The 16,498-nt window shown below is 64.8% G+C and carries 18 protein-coding genes and 1 riboswitch; of the genes, 9 read left to right on the plus strand and 9 right to left on the minus strand.

All coding sequences use genetic code 11. The features are described from left to right. Window position 1: 1 nt before the first annotated feature. Both GTP77_RS07400 and GTP77_RS07405 read left to right on the plus strand, forming a co-directional pair. Window positions 2-409 (plus strand): hypothetical protein, encoded by a 408-nt coding sequence (locus tag GTP77_RS07400; protein WP_161071516.1) that lies wholly within the window; start codon window positions 2-4, stop codon window positions 407-409. A gap of 15 nt (window positions 410-424) precedes the next feature. Next, window positions 425-1,528: a porin gene (locus tag GTP77_RS07405; protein WP_161071517.1), complete on the plus strand. Its 1,104-nt coding sequence runs from the start codon at window positions 425-427 to the stop codon at window positions 1,526-1,528. Here the strand turns inward: GTP77_RS07405 and GTP77_RS07410 are convergent. Then, a complete protein-coding gene (locus tag GTP77_RS07410; RefSeq protein WP_161071551.1) occupies window positions 1,525-2,187 on the minus strand; it encodes a GNAT family N-acetyltransferase in 663 nt (220 codons plus the stop codon). The genes GTP77_RS07405 and GTP77_RS07410 overlap by 4 nt on opposite strands. Before the next feature lie 228 nt (window positions 2,188-2,415). Between GTP77_RS07410 and GTP77_RS07415 the strand changes: the two genes are divergently transcribed. Genes GTP77_RS07415 through GTP77_RS07425 form a run of 3 tightly spaced genes read left to right on the plus strand, consistent with a single transcriptional unit; the run spans window position 2,416 to window position 3,808 of the window. Further along, complete coding sequence (locus tag GTP77_RS07415; protein ID WP_161071518.1) at window positions 2,416-2,907, plus strand: Hcp family type VI secretion system effector; 492 nt, start codon at window positions 2,416-2,418, stop codon at window positions 2,905-2,907. An 11-nt stretch (window positions 2,908-2,918) separates the two neighbouring features. Beyond that, window positions 2,919-3,428, plus strand: a complete 510-nt coding sequence (locus tag GTP77_RS07420; protein WP_161071519.1) for a M74 family metallopeptidase — start codon at window positions 2,919-2,921, stop codon at window positions 3,426-3,428. Further along, a complete protein-coding gene (locus tag GTP77_RS07425) occupies window positions 3,425-3,808 on the plus strand; it encodes a hypothetical protein (protein ID WP_161071520.1) in 384 nt (127 codons plus the stop codon). Before GTP77_RS07420 ends, GTP77_RS07425 begins: the two co-directional genes overlap by 4 nt. A gap of 7 nt (window positions 3,809-3,815) precedes the next feature. On the opposite strand, the gene GTP77_RS07430 is transcribed toward GTP77_RS07425, so the two are convergent. The 3 genes from GTP77_RS07430 to GTP77_RS07440 are packed head-to-tail and all read right to left on the minus strand — an operon-like array spanning window position 3,816 to window position 7,783. Next, window positions 3,816-5,063, minus strand: coding sequence for a multifunctional CCA addition/repair protein (locus tag GTP77_RS07430; protein ID WP_161071552.1), 1,248 nt, complete (start codon window positions 5,061-5,063; stop codon window positions 3,816-3,818). Between the two features lie 7 nt (window positions 5,064-5,070). After that, window positions 5,071-5,787 carry a glutathione S-transferase family protein gene (locus GTP77_RS07435; RefSeq protein WP_161071521.1) on the minus strand — a complete coding sequence of 239 codons (717 nt, stop codon included), beginning with the start codon at window positions 5,785-5,787 and terminating at the stop codon, window positions 5,071-5,073. A 22-nt stretch (window positions 5,788-5,809) separates the two neighbouring features. Continuing rightward, on the minus strand, window positions 5,810-7,783 hold the full coding sequence (locus GTP77_RS07440; RefSeq protein WP_161071522.1) for a lytic transglycosylase domain-containing protein: 1,974 nt from the start codon (window positions 7,781-7,783) through the stop codon (window positions 5,810-5,812). Window positions 7,784-7,821: 38 nt separating this feature from the next. Between GTP77_RS07440 and GTP77_RS07445 the strand changes: the two genes are divergently transcribed. Continuing rightward, a complete protein-coding gene (locus GTP77_RS07445) occupies window positions 7,822-8,436 on the plus strand; it encodes a 5-formyltetrahydrofolate cyclo-ligase (RefSeq protein ID WP_161071523.1) in 615 nt (204 codons plus the stop codon). 75 nt (window positions 8,437-8,511) lie between these two features. Here GTP77_RS07445 and metF read toward each other — a convergent pair whose 3' ends face one another. The 4 genes from metF to metK form a co-directional block, all read right to left on the minus strand. Then, complete coding sequence (metF, locus tag GTP77_RS07450; RefSeq protein WP_161071524.1) at window positions 8,512-9,339, minus strand: methylenetetrahydrofolate reductase [NAD(P)H]; 828 nt, start codon at window positions 9,337-9,339, stop codon at window positions 8,512-8,514. Further along, on the minus strand, window positions 9,326-9,682 hold the full coding sequence (locus tag GTP77_RS07455) for a phage holin family protein (protein WP_161071525.1): 357 nt from the start codon (window positions 9,680-9,682) through the stop codon (window positions 9,326-9,328). The genes metF and GTP77_RS07455 overlap by 14 nt, the downstream gene beginning before the upstream one ends. Window positions 9,683-9,797: 115 nt before the next feature. Beyond that, complete coding sequence (gene ahcY / locus GTP77_RS07460) at window positions 9,798-11,213, minus strand: adenosylhomocysteinase (RefSeq protein WP_161071526.1); 1,416 nt, start codon at window positions 11,211-11,213, stop codon at window positions 9,798-9,800. Between the two features lie 27 nt (window positions 11,214-11,240). After that, window positions 11,241-11,311, minus strand: a riboswitch (S-adenosyl-L-homocysteine riboswitch). A gap of 53 nt (window positions 11,312-11,364) precedes the next feature. Further along, window positions 11,365-12,531: a methionine adenosyltransferase gene (gene metK, locus GTP77_RS07465; RefSeq protein WP_161071527.1), complete on the minus strand. Its 1,167-nt coding sequence runs from the start codon at window positions 12,529-12,531 to the stop codon at window positions 11,365-11,367. A 187-nt stretch (window positions 12,532-12,718) separates the two neighbouring features. On the opposite strand from metK, the gene GTP77_RS07470 reads away from it, so the two are divergent. From GTP77_RS07470 to dapF, 3 genes are read left to right on the plus strand one after another with little or no spacing between them, the layout of a single operon-like run. Continuing rightward, complete coding sequence (locus GTP77_RS07470) at window positions 12,719-13,573, plus strand: lysophospholipid acyltransferase family protein (RefSeq protein ID WP_161071528.1); 855 nt, start codon at window positions 12,719-12,721, stop codon at window positions 13,571-13,573. Next, the gene (locus tag GTP77_RS07475; RefSeq protein WP_161071529.1) at window positions 13,570-14,472 is read left to right on the plus strand and encodes an LpxL/LpxP family acyltransferase; all 903 of its coding nucleotides are present in this window, start codon (window positions 13,570-13,572) and stop codon (window positions 14,470-14,472) included. Before GTP77_RS07470 ends, GTP77_RS07475 begins: the two co-directional genes overlap by 4 nt. 13 nt (window positions 14,473-14,485) lie before the next feature. Further along, window positions 14,486-15,349, plus strand: a complete 864-nt coding sequence (gene dapF / locus GTP77_RS07480) for a diaminopimelate epimerase (protein WP_161071530.1) — start codon at window positions 14,486-14,488, stop codon at window positions 15,347-15,349. On the opposite strand, the gene GTP77_RS07485 is transcribed toward dapF, so the two are convergent. Continuing rightward, on the minus strand, window positions 15,346-16,498 hold a 1,153-nt coding region (locus GTP77_RS07485), incomplete at its 5' end, for a tetratricopeptide repeat protein (RefSeq protein ID WP_161071531.1). The genes dapF and GTP77_RS07485 overlap by 4 nt on opposite strands.

Raw genomic sequence — 16,498 nt, forward strand, 5'->3', positions numbered from 1 at the left:
TATGAACCAGAAATTCCTGGCCGGCGGCAGCGCGCTGCTGCTGGCGGCCGCGCTGGCCCAGCCCGCGCGCGCCGAACTGGTGGTCATCGTCTCGTCCAAGGCCAGCGTGCCTGCGGCCGAGCTGATCTGCCAATCCTACCTCGGCAAGACCAAGCTGCCGGCCCCGGTCAACCTGCCGGAAAAAAACGCCGCGCGCGACCAGTTCTACGCCAAGGCCTGCCATAAAGATCCTGCCCAGGTGCGCTCGATCTGGTCCAAGCTCATCTTCACCGGGGGCGGCACGCCGCCGCAGGAAGTCGAGAGCGAGCAGGACATGAAGAAAACCGTCGCCGCCGATCCCACCCGCATCGGCTACATCGACAAAAAGGACGTCGACGCCAGCGTCAAGATCGTCGCCACCCTGAATTAATTGCTGAGCATACCCATGAACAAACTGATTACCGGCCTGCTGCTGGGCGCCGCCAGCCTGGGCGCCGCGCACGCGGGCGACTTCACCATCTCCGGCTTCGGCACCCTGGCCGCCGGCAAAGCCTACGGCGGCACCCAGGGCCAGTGGAACGAATTCGACTGCCCCTGCTACATCGCCAACTACGAGCACGGCGCCGTGTACGACAAGAGCCGCGTCAGCCTGGCCGAAGAGTCGCTGGCCGGCGTGCAGCTGAAATACAAATTCAGCGAGCAGCTGTCGGCCACCGCGCAAGTGGTCAGCCGCGCCTCGGAAAAAATGAAGGGCGAGATCGACTGGGCCTACGTCACCTGGGACATCACGCCCGAGACCACGCTGCAGGCCGGCCGCCGCCGCCTGCCGATCTACGCCTATTCCGACAGCGTCTACATCGGCTACACGCTGCCGTGGATACGCGTGCCGCAGGACATCTACGGCTGGGAAATCGGCGCCTACAACGGCGTCAACCTGAGCCACCGCAAGACGCTGGGCGACTGGGCCGTGATCGGCAATATCTTCACCGGCCAGGAAGTCACGAAGAACAACAAGGAAATGGAGCGCATCTACTACGGCGCCAGGGTGGACGACGCGTGGAAACGCATCCTGGGCGGCTACCTGGACGTGTCCAACGACTACGTGGGCGTGCGCATGATCTACATGCAGAACACCATCGACCTGACCAGCTACCCGGCCGCCGCCGAGGACGCGGTGGTGACGCGCGGCCTGCGCCAGCGCATCATGGGCGTGTCGGCCAGCGTGGACTACAACAACTTCCTGCTGCGCGCCGAAGCCAATACCTTCCGCCGCCCGGCCCAGGACTACAAGGCGCGCAGCTGGACCGCCACGGCCGGCTACAAGATCGGCGACTTCACGCCGCTGGCCGGCTATTCGCACTACACGGAAAAGCAGACCGACCTGTACACCGACCTGCAGATCGACAACACCCGCTTCGTGGCGCTGCGCTGGGACTTCCGCAAGAATATGGACCTGAAGATCCAGTTCGACAAAGTGATAGACCGCAGCCACATCGCCTTCAGCGGTAATTCGAAGCTGGTCAGCGTGGCGCTGGACGCGGTGTTCTAAAGCTTGTTTTTACGGCCGGGCAGCTTGTCCAGCCATTTGGCGGCGGCGCGGGTATTGGCCTTGAGCGCGTAGTCCAGCGTGGCCACCTGCTCCTCCACCGCCTCCTGCAGCATGCTGGCCGGATTGGCCGCCTCCAGCTTCAGGTAGGCGTCCGCCTCGCCGTAGTCGCGGTGGATCTGCATGCCGGCCTTTTTGGCGATATGCATCATGGTCTGGTTGGACGACAGGCAGTGCATATACAGCGTGTCGACGTCGTTGTTGCGGCAGTGGATGGCGGCGCGCTCGAACAGCTTGGAGCCTATGCCCAGCCCGCGCGCCGACTTCGACACCGACACGCCGAACTCCGCCACCCGCTCCTTCTCGGTGGCGGACTTCTTGGTTTCCTTGGGCGCAAACGCCAGGTGGCCCACGGCCACCAGCTTGAACACGCGGTTGTAGACGCCAAACACCATGTCGCGCGAAAAATCGATGCCCTGCGCGTACTTGGCAACCTGTTCGTCGCCCAGGTAGGAACCGAAGCGCAACAGGCGGTCGCCCCGCTCCAGCGCCAGGAAATGCTTGAGCATGCGCCGCCGGTCGCGCTCGGCCAGCTCCTTGACCATCACGGTCGGCCGGTACTGGCCGCCCTTCAGCCAGCGCCGCAGCGGATTGCGAAACATGTTCAGTCTGGTCACTCATCACTCCCTCGCCGCGCGTTGTGCGGCGCAGCATGAAACCCCATTGTATCCGAATTGAAAAACGAAAATCGAGGCCTGCCTCTAGCGTGACCAATTTTCGTTCGACATTGCAATTTTAGTGAAGTTGTCTGTCCTTGACGTGTCGCAACCCACGCGTTTACGCCTGAGTAACAATGCTTTGAGCAACCATCAACCACTTGGGAGGCACTTATGGCAATCGACGTGTACCTGCAAATCGATGGCATCAAAGGCGAATCGGCGGATTCAGCGCATCAAGGCTGGATCGAGATTACCTCTGCACACTGGGGCGTGATGCAGCCCAAGAGCGCCACTGCCTCTACAGGAGGTGGCCACACTGCCGAAAGGTGCGAGCACCGCACGCTGTCGCTCACCAAAGTTGCAGACTTGGCGTCCCCGATCCTGATGCAGACATGCTCAATGGGGCGCACGATTCCCAAAGCAAAGCTTGAGTTCATGCGGGCTGATGGATTGGGCATGCCCGTCAAATACTATGAGGTCGAACTCGAAAATGTCCTCATCAGCAATATGGATCAAGTGGCTGATGAGGGCAATATCCTGAATGATTCCTTCGGTCTGCGCTTTGCCAAAGTGAGATGGAAGTATACGCAACAGAAAATCGGCGGCGGCGCTGGCGGCAATACGGCAGGCGGATGGGATTTATCGATCAACCGAATTGCATGAGGGAGCGGACAATGCTTGAAGTCCAACCCAAGGATACACGCGGCTATTTCATGTTGCCGCAAGCGCCCGAAGACGCAGCTTACTACGTGTACGGAAACGTCGGCGGCAGGAAAAACACAGGGCATTTGGCGCAATATGCCCACTCCAACCTGCTGTCGCTGATATTTCACGTCGAACGGGAATGGCAAGCTATATCTGATCGTAAGTTTGGTATCGGAAACATCAGCATTGATGGCGGGCTTCCGTATGACAAACACAAGAGCCATCAAAAAGGTATCGAAGTAGACTGCCGCCCCATCCGAAAGGACCAGCTTACTGGCCAAGCCGCCCGTGTCTCACGCTTTGATGATGTCTATGATTGCGAACAGACGATCAAACTCATTCGGCTATTTGTCGAGCACCCCATGGTAAAAGTCGTGTACTTCAACGATGACAAGGTACAGCAAGCACTAGGAGGCCGCGTCCGCTCATTAATCGGCCATGACGATCACTTTCACGCCAAAATCCGGGAACCAAAATGAAAATCGATGCGGTATTAGTGGTCTGCGCTCTTGCAATTTTTTCCGACGTTCGTGCTGGCGAGAAGAAATCAGATGAATGGCAAGGTGCGCCGCCAAAACCATTGAACGGAGACTACCAAGTCTATGGTGGCACTTTATCCGAAATGCTTCCGCCGACCAAAAAAGACAGAAAAATAGCCTTCATGTTTAAAGGGGGGCTCGCAAGAGACTTGTTCAACCAGATCGGCCCCGACTCGAAGGATACCTGTAGCGCAGCCAGTGATTACAGGGAAAGAGCGCGCGGCGACATTTCCTGCACCTACACTTCGGCCCAAGGATACGCATGCTATCTAGGGCTCAACGTTGTCACTGGGAAGAGCACTCAGGGCTCGATCTGCTAGGCTAAAGTCAGTACTCCTCGTCCTCGCTGGCGCCGAAGGCGGTGCGCACGGCGCCGACGCGGGCGCTGTGGACCAGTTCGGGGATGCGCTGCGGATTGCCGGCGCTGCCCTGGGCGATTTCGCCGGCGTTCACGGCGCGCGCGGCGGCCAGCGCGGCTTCCAGATGGGCCAGCTGCGGGAAGGGCTTGTCGCGGAAGCTGACGCCATTGCCTTCGCGGCCGCAGGAATCGCATTCGGTGGCCAGCAGCATCTGCGTGAAGCGGGCGGGCTTGCGGAAGGCGTCGCAGCGCTCCAGCAGTTTCACTATCGTGTTCGGCCGCAGCTGCAGCGCGCGGCCCACGTTGCCGTGTTCGCGCGCCGTCATCACGGCCAGGTCGCGGCATTCGCTGGGCACTTTCAGGCGCTTGCACACCTGCTCCACCAGCTTGGCGCCGTCGCCTTCGTGGCCGTGGTGCGAGGGCCATTTTTCCGGCGGCGTGAGGCCTTTGCCCAGGTCGTGCATCAGGCAGGCGAAGCGCACCGGCAGCTCGTGGCCGCGCGCGGCGGCGTAATCCACCACCAGTTGCATGTGCACGCCGGTGTCGATTTCGGGGTGGTGCGCTTCCGGCTGGGGCACGCCCCACAGCGCGTCCAGCTCGGGCAGGATGCGCGCCAGCGCGCCGCAGTCGCGCAGCACTTGCAGCATGCGCGAGGGCTGCTGCTCCATCAGCCCGCGCGACACTTCCTGCCACACGCGCTCGGGCACCAGCGCGTCCACTTCGCCCTGCTCCACCATCTGCCGCATCAGCGCGTTGGTTTCGGGAGCCACCGTGAAGTCGGGGTAGCGCGCGGCGAAGCGGGCCACGCGCAGGATGCGCACCGGGTCTTCCGCGAACGCGTCCGACACGTGGCGGAAGATGCGCTGCTCGATGTCGCGGCGGCCGTTGTAGGGGTCGGTCAGCGTGCCGTCTTCCGCCTTGGCGATGGCGTTGATGGTGAGGTCGCGCCGCACCAGGTCGTCCTCCAGCGTGACGTCGGGCGAGGTGTGGAACACGAAGCCCTTGTAGCCGGGCGCGGTCTTGCGCTCGGTGCGGGCCAGCGCGTACTCCTCCTGCGTTTTCGGGTGCAGGAAGACAGGGAAATCCTTGCCCACCGGGCGGTAGCCCTGCGCCAGCATGTCCTCCGGCGTGGCGCCGACCACCACGTGGTCGTGGTCCTGCACCGGCAGGCCGAGCAGCTCGTCGCGCACGGCGCCGCCCACCACGTAAATCTTCATCGCCATATCAGTCCGGCATTTCCGCGTCGTGCTGGGGGCAGGTTTCGGTTTCGGCCAGGGCCTCGGCCACCCAGCGCGCCACGGCGGGATGGGCGCGCACGCGCTCGCAATAGGCGTTCAGCGCGGGCGGCAGCACCACGCCGTAGGTCTTGAAGCGCATCACCACCGGCGCGTAGTAGGCGTCGGCGATGGAGAAGTCGCCGAACAGGAATTCGTGGTGGCCGAAGCGGCTCAGGCACTCTTCCCAGATTTCGCTGATGCGGCCGATGTCGGCCTGGGTGCCGGGCGTGCGGCCCTTGCCCGGGTAGCTGCCCTTGATGTTCATGGACATGGAGTTGCGCAGGCTGGAGAAGCCCGAATGCATTTCGGCGCAGACCGAACGCGCCATGGCGCGCGCGGCCACGTCCTGCGGCCACAGGTGCTTTTCGGGGAACTGCTCGGCAAGGTATTCGCAGATGGCCAGGCTGTCCCAGATCGTCATCTCGCCCGCCAGCAGCACCGGCACGCGGCCGCAAGCCGAATACTCGGCGATCTTGTTGCCGGTGTCGGCCTGGTCCAGCAGCACGCGCACTTCCTGGAAGGGGATGTTGAAGGCGGTCATCGCCACCCACGGCCGCATTGACCACGAGGAGTAGTTCTTGTTGCCGATAACGAGGGTCAGGCCGGGCTCGCGCGCGGCAGCCAGGGTTTGCGTCAGCGTGGGATCCAAAACGGTGGTTTGCATATCTGTTCCTGAGTTTTTTAATTTATCGGCCGCCGAAGCTGGCTTCGCTGCGTTCCTGCTCGGTGTAGCCTTTCGGCCCGACCGTGCCCAGGCGCGCTTTCAGCGACTGCGGGCGGCCTTCGAACAGGGCGGCGTAATAGGTGGCGTTGGACATCACGTTCTTCACGTAGACGCGGGTTTCGAAGAATGGAATCGATTCGATAAAGACCGCGCTCTCCATCGGCTTGTCCAGCGTGGAGCGCCAGGTGCGCAGGCGGCCCGGCCCGGCGTTGTAGGCGGCGGTGGCCAGCACCTGCGAGCCGTCCATGCTGCCCAGCACCATGTTCATGTAGTTCGTTCCCAGCATGATGTTGGTCTTCACGTCGGTGATGGCGTCCTGCACGAAATCGGTCACGCCTATCTTCTTGGCCACCCAGCGCGCGGTGGACGGCATGACCTGCATCAGGCCGGAGGCGCCTGCGTGCGACTGCGCGTCCATGATGAAGCGCGATTCCTGGCGGATGATGCCGTACACCCAGGCCTTGTCCAGGCCCAGCGTCTGCGTGGCCGGATGCATGATGTCGTCGTGCGGCGAGGGGTAGCGCTGGGTGTAGTCGACCTGCACCCGGGTGCGGTCGGAGGTGTTCACCATGCGGTCCAGGATATGGTTCTGGCGCGCGAATTCGGCGGCGGCCAGGTGGCCGCGTTCGTCCAGGCTGCGCAGCTCCCAGTTCCACTCGCGCGTGCCTTCGAAGCGCAGGCGCATGCCGAAGAATTTGAGCGCGCGCTGGAAGCCGGGGCGTTCGCCGATGGCGGCCACTTCGGCCGGCGCCAGCGGCGCGCCCGGCGGCGGAATCGAGATCAACTTGCCCAGTTCCTCCTGCGCCAGCAGGCCGTAGAAATTGGCCTGGTCGGTAATGCCGCGCAGCAGCTGTGCCGCTTCCGGCGTGGGATGAACCGCGCCGGCTTCCGCCATCAGCGCGCGGGCGCGCCAGTAGATCCAGGCCGGGTCGGTGCGCAGCGCTTCCGGCATGGCGGCGATGTTTTTCTTGACCTGCTTCCAGTCGCCGCTGCGCAGCGCGATGCGGGTCTTCCACTGGTGCTGGTCGATGGACAGCGGCGCGCCTTCGGACTTGCGCCAGTAGCCGGCGGTCTCGGGCGACAGCGAGTAGGACGATTGCAGCGCGACGGCGGCCCAGCCTATGGCCTGCTCCTGCGCGCTCAGTTTGGGGGAGGCTTTTTCCAGCGCCAGCACGGCCAGCTTCATGCTGGTCTTGGCGGCGCGGCCCACGGCCACCAGGAAGGTTTCATGGTCGATCCGGCCGCTGCCCGGGCCTTTGGCGATGGCCACCAGCGGCAGGTCCACTGCCTGCGTGATCTTCTTGTCCACGCCGCCCAGCAGCAGGATGGCGCGGCGCGCCTGGCCGGTGGCGTTGAATTCGCCCGACAGGCGCACTTGCGCCCACACGTCCTCCGCGCTGAACTGGCCAGCCTGGAACAGCGTGGCGATCAGGCCCGCGCAGGCCTCGCCGTAGCCGTTCGGCGCGGTCAGCAGGGCGCGCGCGTCGTCCGCCACTTTCAGGCCTTTCAGGGCCTTCGATTGCAGCGCGTAGCACTTCACCTGGGTGTCGTCGTTGAGCACGAACTGCGGCAGCTGGTCGTCGAAATTGGGCCAGTCTTTTTTGCGGCCCAGCTCCAGCAGCCAGTCGTTGCGCAGGCGGTCGGCGATGGCGCTGCCTTCGTAGCGCTTGAGGAATTCGCGGATCTCGTAAGTGGTGGCGTCACGCCAGTGCGATTTCAGCCGATAATAATCAACATAGGACGGAATGGAATAGCTGGGCAGGCGGGCGGCATAGAAGTCTGCCTTCTGGGTCTCGTCCTTGCGCACCGCTTCGCGCAGCAGCAGGAAGGCATCGTCTTCTTTGCGGGTGTCCGCGCCAGCGTCTTGGGCGTGAGCCAAGCTGGTAATGGCGCATAAAGCTACTGCGCCGGCAATCCATTTCGACCTGGAAATCAATGTACGACTCTCACAAAAATTCAAGACATATCCGAGACATGAGCAGCGACCCTAGAATACCACGCAACCCACCCCAGCCCCTAGCTCCGCCAGAGGACGGCAACCCGAAATCGGCGCTGCGCAAACAGATGCTGGCGGCGCGCCGCGCGCTGGCGCCTGAGGTGCGCGCGCAATGGGACCGCGCGCTGTGTGAACAGGTGCTGGCATGGCAGCGCAAAAACAAGGTGGCGGTGCTGGGCGTGTACTGGCCGCTGAGCGGCGAGCCGGACCTGCATGCGGCCTACGCGGAACTGGCGCGGCGCGGCGTGCGGCTGCTGCTGCCGGTGGTGGTGCAAAAGGACGCGGCGCTGGAGTTCGCGCACTGGCGGATCGGCGAGGCGATGGTGAAGGATGCAATGGGGGTGGCGGTGCCGGCGGACTTGCGCATGGAGGCGTATCCGCCCGCGCTGCTGGTGCCCTGCCTGGGCTACAACCGGCATGGCTACCGGCTGGGGTATGGCGGCGGCTTCTATGACCGGACGCTGGCGCGCACGCCGCGTCCCGAGACGGTCGGCATTGCCTACTCCTGCCTGCAGGCCGACTTTCCGGATGACAGCCACGACATTGCGCTGGATACGGTGCTGACGGAGCTGGCGGGTTACGGCTGCGCCTAACCCGCCCTACGATAAGCCATGCGCGTACCAGGGCGTAGGGCGGGTTAGCGCGGAGCGCGTAACCCGCCAGCGGCCTTAAACCAGCCGCTGCCAGAGCGCCGTGGTGGCGGCGGCCTGGTTCATGCTGTAGAAGTGCAGGCCGGGCGCGCCGCCCGCGAGCAGGCGCTCGCACAAGCCCGTCACCACGTCCAGGCCGAAGGCCTTGATGGAGGCGCTGTCGTCGCCGAAGCTGGCCAGCTTCAGGCGCACCCAGCGCGGGATCTCGGCGCCGCACATGTCGGAGAAGCGCATCAGCTGGGTGTAGTTGGTGATCGGCATGATGCCGGCCACGATGGGCACCTGGATGCCCAGCTTCCGGGTCTGCTCGACGAACTGGAAATACGCGTCGGCGTTGTAGAAGTACTGGGTGATGGCGGCGTTGGCGCCCGCTTTCACCTTGCGCTCGAAGGCCAGCAGGTCGTCCTGCGGCGACTTGGCCTGCGGGTGCACTTCCGGATAGGCCGCCACTTCGATGTGGAACCAGTCGCCGGTTTCGGCGCGGATGAACTCCACCAGCTCGTTGGCGTAGCGGAACTCGCCCGAGGCGCCGTAGCCGCTCGGCAGGTCGCCGCGCAGCGCCACGATGCGCTTGATGCCGTGCGATTTGTATTCGTTCAGGATGGCGCGGATCGATTCGCGCGTGCCGCCTACGCAGGACAAATGCGGCGCGGCGTCTTCGCCTGCGGCGAGGATTTCACGCACCGTGTCCAGCGTGCCGGTCTGCGTGGTGCCGCCGGCGCCGAAGGTGACGGAGAAATATTTGGGATGCAGCTCGGACAGCTTGGCGCGCACAACGCGCAGCTTCTCCGCGCCTTCCGCCGTCTTGGGCGGAAAGAATTCAATACTGAAATTATGGGTGTCCATCGGCATTCTTCAGAAGTAAGGTGGATAGCGCCCAGGAAATCACACTGTAGAGTATCGCGCCGCCCATGGCAGCCCAGAAGCTGTCCACGTGGAAGCCGTCGACCCAGTGCGCCACCAGCCAGAACATGAAGCCGTTGATGACCAGGATGAACAGGCCCAGCGACAGCACCGTGACAGGCAGGGTGAGCAGCAGCAGGACGGGACGTATCAGTGTGTTAACCAGGCCCAGCACTAAGGCTGCGACCAGGGCTGCGCCTATGCTTGTGACATCGACGGAATGCATCAGGTAGGGCACGGCGAACAGCGCCGCGGCATTGATTAACCAGGTAAGGACCAAACGCATAGATAAGCCTCGCAACGGAGCCGGCGGGTGACGGCGTGCGCCTAACCCGCCCTACGGCACGCGGTCCGCAAGGGACCGTGGGGCGGGTTAGCGTAGCGTAACCCGCCTGTGCCGATTAATAACGGTAGTGTTCAGGCTTGTAAGGGCCTTCTTTTTTCACATTGATGTAGGCGGCCTGCTCTTCGGTCAGCTCGGTCAGCTGCGCGTTCAGCTTGCGCAGTTGCAGGCGGGCGACTTTTTCGTCCAGGTGCTTGGGCAGCACGTACACGCCGACCGGGTAGTCCTTGGTGTTCACGAACAGTTCGATCTGGGCGATGGTCTGGTTGGCGAACGAGGACGACATCACGTACGACGGGTGGCCCGTGCCGCAGCCCAGGTTCACCAGGCGGCCTTCGGCCAGCAGGATGATGCGCTTGCCGCTAGGGAAGATCACGTGGTCGACCTGTGGCTTGATGTTGTCCCACTGGTATTTCTTCAGCGCGGCAACGTCGATCTCGTTGTCGAAGTGGCCGATGTTGCAGACGATGGCCTGGTCTTTCATGGCCAGCATGTGCTGTTCGGTCAGGATGTGATAGTTGCCGGTGCAGGTGACGAAGATGTCGCCGTGTTCGGCGGCGTAGTCCATGGTCACGACGCGGTAGCCTTCCATCGCCGCCTGCAGTGCGCAGATCGGATCGATTTCGGTGACCCACACTTGCGCCGACAGCGCGCGCATGGCTTGCGCCGAGCCCTTGCCCACGTCGCCGTAGCCGGCGATGACGGCGATCTTGCCGGCGATCATGACGTCGGTGGCGCGCTTGATGCCGTCCACCAGCGATTCGCGGCAGCCGTACAGGTTGTCGAACTTGGACTTGGTGACGGAATCGTTGACGTTGATCGCAGGGAAAGCCAGCTTGCCTTCCTTGTGCATCTGGTACAGGCGGTGCACGCCGGTGGTGGTTTCCTCGGTCACGCCCAGGATGGCCGGCAGGCGCTTGGAGTACCAGGTGGCGTCTTTCGCCAGGTGGGCCTTGATCGAGTTGAACAGGCAGATTTCTTCTTCCGAGCCGGGGTTGGCCAGCACCGAGATGTCGGTTTCGGCGCGGGTGCCCAGGTGCAGCAGCAGGGTGGCGTCGCCGCCGTCGTCCAGGATCATGTTGGAGTACACGCCCTCGCCCGGCCATTCGAAGATGCGGTGGGTGTATTCCCAGTATTCGTCCAGGTTCTCGCCCTTGACGGCGAACACCGGGGTGCCGGCGGCGGCGATGGCGGCGGCGGCGTGGTCCTGGGTGGAGTAGATGTTGCACGAGGCCCAGCGCACTTGCGCGCCCAGCGCTTCCAGCGTGCGGATCAGCACGGCGGTCTGGATGGTCATGTGCAGCGAACCGGTGATGCGCGCGCCCTTCAGCGGCTGCGCGGCCGCGAATTCTTCGCGGATGGCCATCAGGCCGGGCATTTCGGTTTCGGCGATCTTGATTTCTTTTTCGCCCCATGCGGCCAGGCCGATGTCAGCGATGATGTAGTCTTGTGCGGATTTGAGTACGGCGTTCATCACGCCCTCCTTTCAGTGTTGAAAAAAGTAACGTGAGCGCGGTGTTGATTTCCGAGCCTGGCCTGCCTTGTAGGCGGGTCGCAGCGCTCCTCGGGAAGGGAATTCTAGCAGAAAAACCGCCGCGCCTGCATGGCGCGGCGGCGATACAACATTAGTTCAGGCCGGCGGCGGCGCGCAGGGCGGCGACCTTGTCGGTGCGCTCCCAGGTGAATTCCGGCTCTTCGCGGCCGAAGTGGCCGTAGGCGGCGGTCTTCTGGTAGATCGGACGCAGCAGGTCCAGCATCTGCACGATGCCTTTCGGACGCAGGTCGAAGTGCTCCAGCACCAGCTTGGCGATCGCGTCGTCCGAAATCAGGCCCGTGCCTTCGGTGTAGACGGTGATGTTGATCGGGCGGGCGATGCCGATGGCGTACGATACCTGCACCTGGCACTGGCGCGCCAGGCCGGCGGCCACGATGTTCTTGGCCACGTAGCGCGCGGCGTAGGCGGCCGAACGGTCCACCTTGGACGGATCCTTGCCGGAGAACGCGCCGCCGCCGTGCGGGGCTGCGCCGCCGTAGGTGTCGACGATGATCTTGCGGCCGGTCAGGCCGCAGTCGCCCTGCGGGCCGCCGATGACGAAGCGGCCGGTCGGGTTGACCAGGAATTTGGTGTCCTTCAGCCAGCCGGCCGGCAGCACCGGCTTGATGATCTCTTCGATCACGGCTTCTTCGATCTGCTTGTGGCTCACTTCAGGCGCGTGCTGGGTCGACAGCACCACGGTGTCGACCGCCACCGGGCGGCCGTCGACGTAGCGCAGCGTCACTTGCGACTTGGCGTCCGGACGCAGCCATGGCAGGCGGCCGTCCTTGCGCAACTGCGACTGGCGCTCGACCAGGCGGTGCGAGTAGTAGATCGCGGCCGGCATCAGTTCCGGGGTTTCGTCGCAGGCGTAGCCGAACATCAGGCCCTGGTCGCCGGCGCCCTGGTCCAGGTCCAGGCCCGCGCCTTCGTCCACGCCCTGGGCGATGTCCGGCGACTGCTTGTCGTAGCACACCATCACGGCGCAGCCCTTGTAGTCGATGCCGTAGTCGGTGTTGTCGTAGCCGATGCGCTTGATGGTTTCGCGCGCCACTTGAATATAATCAACGTTGGCGAACGTGGTAATCTCGCCTGCCAGCACCACCAGGCCGGTGTTGCACAGGGTTTCGGCGGCCACGCGCGCTCTCGGGTCTTGCGCCAGGATGGCGTCGAGGATGGCGTCGGAAATTTGGTCGGCCACCTTGTCCGGGTGGCCTTCGGAGACGGATTCCGAGGTGAAGAGATAGTCGTTCGACATTGCAAGCTCCTGATACTGGTTTGGTAAACATGTCGCAACAACCAATACGGCTTGCGACGCTTTAGCGATATTTATATTCCGCTTCGCAAGTTGTCTGTTAACTCAGCGGTTCCTTCATACGTGGTATTTTACGCTTCTTTTAAAAACTTTTGGCAAGGCAAAGCTTTTTGCCTGATCTGAATCATCCATGCTTGTCACCCTATTCCGCCTACTTTCCGTCTTTCCCCTGCCCGTGCTGCATGCGCTGGGCGCCGCGCTCGGCTGGCTGGTTTACCTGCTGTCGCCCTCGCACCGCCGCCGCATGCGCGAGCATATGCGCCAAGCCGGCTTCGAGCGCCACCTGGGCGCCGCCATTGCCGAGGCTGGTAAAAGCATACTGGAATTGCCGTTTATCTGGTGCGCGCCACCGGAGCGCGTGTCGCGCCACGCCACCACCGAGAACTGGGAGCTGGTGCAGGGCGCGCTGGACGCCGGGCGCGGCATTGTGTTCCTGACGCCACACCTTGGCTGTTTTGAAATTGTTGCGCAGGAAATCGCGCTGCGCACCGAGCTGATGGTGATGTACCGGCCGCCGAAACAGGCCGCGCTCAAGCCGCTGATCGAGGGCGCGCGCGCGCGCAAAAACCTGCTGCTGGCGCCGGCCAATATGTCCGGTGTGCGCATGCTGGCCAAGACGCTGAAAAAAGGCCTGCCGATCGGCCTGCTGCCGGACCAGGTGCCGCAGGAGGGCGAAGGCGTGTTCGCCGATTTCTTCGGCCGCGGCGCCTACACCATGACCCTGCCGGCCAAGCTGGCGCAGATGGGCGACGCGGTGGTCATCGTCACCTACGCCGAGCGGCTGCCGTTCGGGCGCGGCTATGTGATCCGCTTCGTGCCCTTCGAGGGCGCGCTGGACGGCAGCACCGCCGAGCAGGCGCGCGCCATCAACGCCGCCATGGAGCGGCTGATCGCGCGCGCCCCGGCGCAATACTACTGGAGCTACAACCGCTACAAGGTGCCGGCCGGCGCGGCGGCCGCCGCCGCCAAGGCGGAGGCGCCATGAGGCTGCTGCTGGGATTCATGTGGCTGCTGCACTGGCTGCCGCTGCCGGTGCTGGGCCGCTTCGGCACGGCGGTCGGTTCGCTGCTGTTCATCATCATGAAGCCGCGCCGCGACATCACCCTGGTCAACCTGCGCCTGTGCCTGCCCGAGCTGTCCGAGGCCGAGCGCACCGCGCTGGCGCGGCGCCACTTCCAGTCCTATGCGCGCAGCGTGTTCGAGCGCTCCATCCTGTGGTGGGCCTCCGAGCGGCGCCTGCAGCGCCTGATCAAGGTGGTGTCCTACGACGGCGCGCACCCGGCGTCGGCCGGCATCCCGGTGGCGGCCATGACGGGCCAGCCCACCATTTTGCTGTGCCCGCACTTCGTCTGCCTGGACGTGGCCGGCGCGGCCATCGCCATGCAGGCCTCGGCCTCGTCCATGTATGTGCAGCAGAAGAACGCCGTGTTCGACAAGGTGCTGCGCGACGGCCGCGCCCGCTTCAAGCCGGTGCGCCTGTTCACCCGCCTGGACGGCATCAAGCCCATCCTGCGCGCGCTGAAGGAAAAGCTGCCCTATTTCATGCTGCCGGACATGGATTTCGGCGAGAAGGACGCCGAGTTCGTGCCCTTCTTCGGCGTGCAGGCGGCCACGCTGTCGGCCACGGCCCGCATCGCGGCGGCCACCGGCGCCCAGGTGATGCCGGTGATCTCCACCTTCCTGCCCGATTACCAGGGCTGGCAGGTAAAATTCTATGCGCCATGGGATAATTACCCCGGTCCCGACATGGTGGAGGCGACGCGCCGCATGAACGCCTTTATCGAGGAGCGCGTGCGCGAGGCCCCGGCCGAATATTTCTGGACGCATAAGCGCTTCAAGACGCGTCCCAACGGCGAGCCTTCCTTCTACGGCAAGGCCCGCTAAAAACCAACTGACTATGAAACTCAAATTCACCAAGATGCACGGCGCCGGCAATGACTTCGTGGTCATCGACGCCATCAGCCAGCAGATCGACTTGACGCCCGCGCAATGGAAACAGCTGGGCGACCGCCGCTTCGGCGTGGGCGCGGACCAGATGCTGGTGGTGGAGAAGCCGACCCAGCCGGGCTGCGACTTCCGCTACCGCATCTTCAACAGCGACGGCGGCGAAGTCGAACAGTGCGGCAACGGCGCGCGCGCCTTCGCCAAGTTCGTCTCGCAAAAAGGCCTGACCGACAAGCGCAGCATCAGCGTGGAGACCATGGCCGGCATTATCGCGCCGCGCCTGGAGGACAACGGCAACGTGACGGTGGACATGGGCGCGCCCGTGCTCGAGCCGGCCCGCGTGCCCTTCGACGCGGACGGCCTGGACGGCGTGGCGGAGGGCCGCGACACGCTGTGGCCGCTGGTGCTGGAACTGGGCGGCGACAAGGAAACCGTGCTGGTGTCGGTGGTGTCGATGGGCAACCCGCATGCGGTGCAGCTGGTGGGCGACGTGGACACGGCCCCGGTGGAGCTGACCGGGCCGCTGATCGAGCACCATCCGCGCTTCCCGCGCCGGGTCAACGCCGGCTTTATGCAGCTGCTGAACCGCCAGCACATCCGCCTGCGCGTGTTCGAGCGCGGCGTGGGCGAAACGCTGGCCTGCGGCACCGGCACCTGCGCGGCCGTGGTGGCCGGCATCCGCCGCGGCCTGCTCGATTCGCCGGTGACGGTGGACGCGCGCGGCGGCCAACTGGCCATCGCCTGGGCCGGCGAAGGCCAGCCGGTGTATCTGACCGGCCCGGCCGTGACGGTGTACGAAGGCGAGATCGAGATCTAAGCGGCCTGCAGCCGGGCGCCGGGCGCGCCGTCCTCGCCGCGCTCGCCTTCGGCTTCATCCTCGGGCAGCCAGGTTTTCAGCCGGTACAGGCGCTGGCGGTAATTGCCTTCCGGCCCGTCCAGGCCGGCATCCACGCTGTCGAACAGGCGGCTGATGCGGTCCAGCGCCTGGCGCTGCTGGGCGTTGCTCACCAACACCAGGCGGCGCTTGCCGCGCCCGTAGCTGGCGCGGATGTCGACCACCAGGCAATGGCCGTGGTCGGCCGCCTTCACATCCAGCAGCAGCGCTTCGGCCCGGCTCAGGCCGAACCATCCCGCCAGTTCCACCCGCGCCGCCAGCAAAGGCTGGTTGCCCAGCAATTCCCGGCTCAGGCCCGGCAGGCTGGCGGCCCAGCCGCCGCCGCTGTCCGGCGCGATGCGCCGCAGCGCCGCCTGCGCCTCCGCGCAGCCCTGGGCGGCCGCCTTCTGCAGCCAGTAGGCCGCGCGCACGTCGTTCTGCCCGCCGCCGCGCCGGGTGCGCCAGGCGTGCATGCCGCATTCCAGCTGCGCCGCGCTGTGGCCCAGGTCGGCGGCGCGCTCCAGGCAAGCCTGCGCCTCGCTGACGCTGCGCTGGGAAAATTCCGGTTTTAAATAGATGCGCGACAGCGCGAACCAGGCGTCCGCCAGGCCCTGCTCGCCGGCCAGGGTCAGCCAGCGGATGGCGCGCTTGAAATTGGCCGCCGCGATGCCGCCGTGCACGCGCTCGCCGTCCCGGTTCATGCGCGCAAACCACAGCCCCAGCGACAGCTGGGCGATGCGTTCGCCGCCGTGCGCGGCCAGTTCGCGGCAGCGCATGCCGATGCCCTCCGCATCCGCTTCCGGGTCCAGCTCCATATTCGCGTCCGCCCCGGTGGCGGCACCGGCCAGCGCCCGCGCGCAGCGCGCCAGCAGCTGCACCTGCTGCGGCGCGATCTGCCAGCCGGCGGCGCGCGCCGCCTCGGCGTCCAGCGGCGCGTCGCGCAGCAGCTGGCGCACCAGCGGCAGCGCCTGTTCGAGAAAGACGGCGCGCGGCTGCGTGCCCCAGGCTTCGTCCAGCGCCACATAGGCCAGCGTGCTGACCAGCACAGGCGCACCCGCCGGCGCCGGATGCGGCGGCGGCTGCCGCTGCTGG

This window comes from Pseudoduganella aquatica (assembly GCF_009857595.1).
GTDB classification, from domain to species: domain Bacteria; phylum Pseudomonadota; class Gammaproteobacteria; order Burkholderiales; family Burkholderiaceae_D; genus Rugamonas; species Rugamonas aquatica_A.

Coding starts and splice junctions, on each gene's coding strand:
- GTP77_RS07400 (WP_161071516.1), top strand. CDS start 2: ATGAACCAGAAATTCCTGGCCGGCGGCAGCGCGCTGCTGCTGGCGGCC.
- GTP77_RS07405 (WP_161071517.1), top strand. CDS start 425: ATGAACAAACTGATTACCGGCCTGCTGCTGGGCGCCGCCAGCCTGGGC.
- GTP77_RS07410 (WP_161071551.1), bottom strand. CDS start 2,187: ATGTTTCGCAATCCGCTGCGGCGCTGGCTGAAGGGCGGCCAGTACCGG.
- GTP77_RS07415 (WP_161071518.1), top strand. CDS start 2,416: ATGGCAATCGACGTGTACCTGCAAATCGATGGCATCAAAGGCGAATCG.
- GTP77_RS07420 (WP_161071519.1), top strand. CDS start 2,919: ATGCTTGAAGTCCAACCCAAGGATACACGCGGCTATTTCATGTTGCCG.
- GTP77_RS07425 (WP_161071520.1), top strand. CDS start 3,425: ATGAAAATCGATGCGGTATTAGTGGTCTGCGCTCTTGCAATTTTTTCC.
- GTP77_RS07430 (WP_161071552.1), bottom strand. CDS start 5,063: ATGAAGATTTACGTGGTGGGCGGCGCCGTGCGCGACGAGCTGCTCGGC.
- GTP77_RS07435 (WP_161071521.1), bottom strand. CDS start 5,787: ATGCAAACCACCGTTTTGGATCCCACGCTGACGCAAACCCTGGCTGCC.
- GTP77_RS07445 (WP_161071523.1), top strand. CDS start 7,822: ATGAGCAGCGACCCTAGAATACCACGCAACCCACCCCAGCCCCTAGCT.
- metF (WP_161071524.1), bottom strand. CDS start 9,339: ATGGACACCCATAATTTCAGTATTGAATTCTTTCCGCCCAAGACGGCG.
- GTP77_RS07455 (WP_161071525.1), bottom strand. CDS start 9,682: ATGCGTTTGGTCCTTACCTGGTTAATCAATGCCGCGGCGCTGTTCGCC.
- ahcY (WP_161071526.1), bottom strand. CDS start 11,213: ATGAACGCCGTACTCAAATCCGCACAAGACTACATCATCGCTGACATC.
- metK (WP_161071527.1), bottom strand. CDS start 12,531: ATGTCGAACGACTATCTCTTCACCTCGGAATCCGTCTCCGAAGGCCAC.
- GTP77_RS07470 (WP_161071528.1), top strand. CDS start 12,719: ATGCTTGTCACCCTATTCCGCCTACTTTCCGTCTTTCCCCTGCCCGTG.
- GTP77_RS07475 (WP_161071529.1), top strand. CDS start 13,570: ATGAGGCTGCTGCTGGGATTCATGTGGCTGCTGCACTGGCTGCCGCTG.
- dapF (WP_161071530.1), top strand. CDS start 14,486: ATGAAACTCAAATTCACCAAGATGCACGGCGCCGGCAATGACTTCGTG.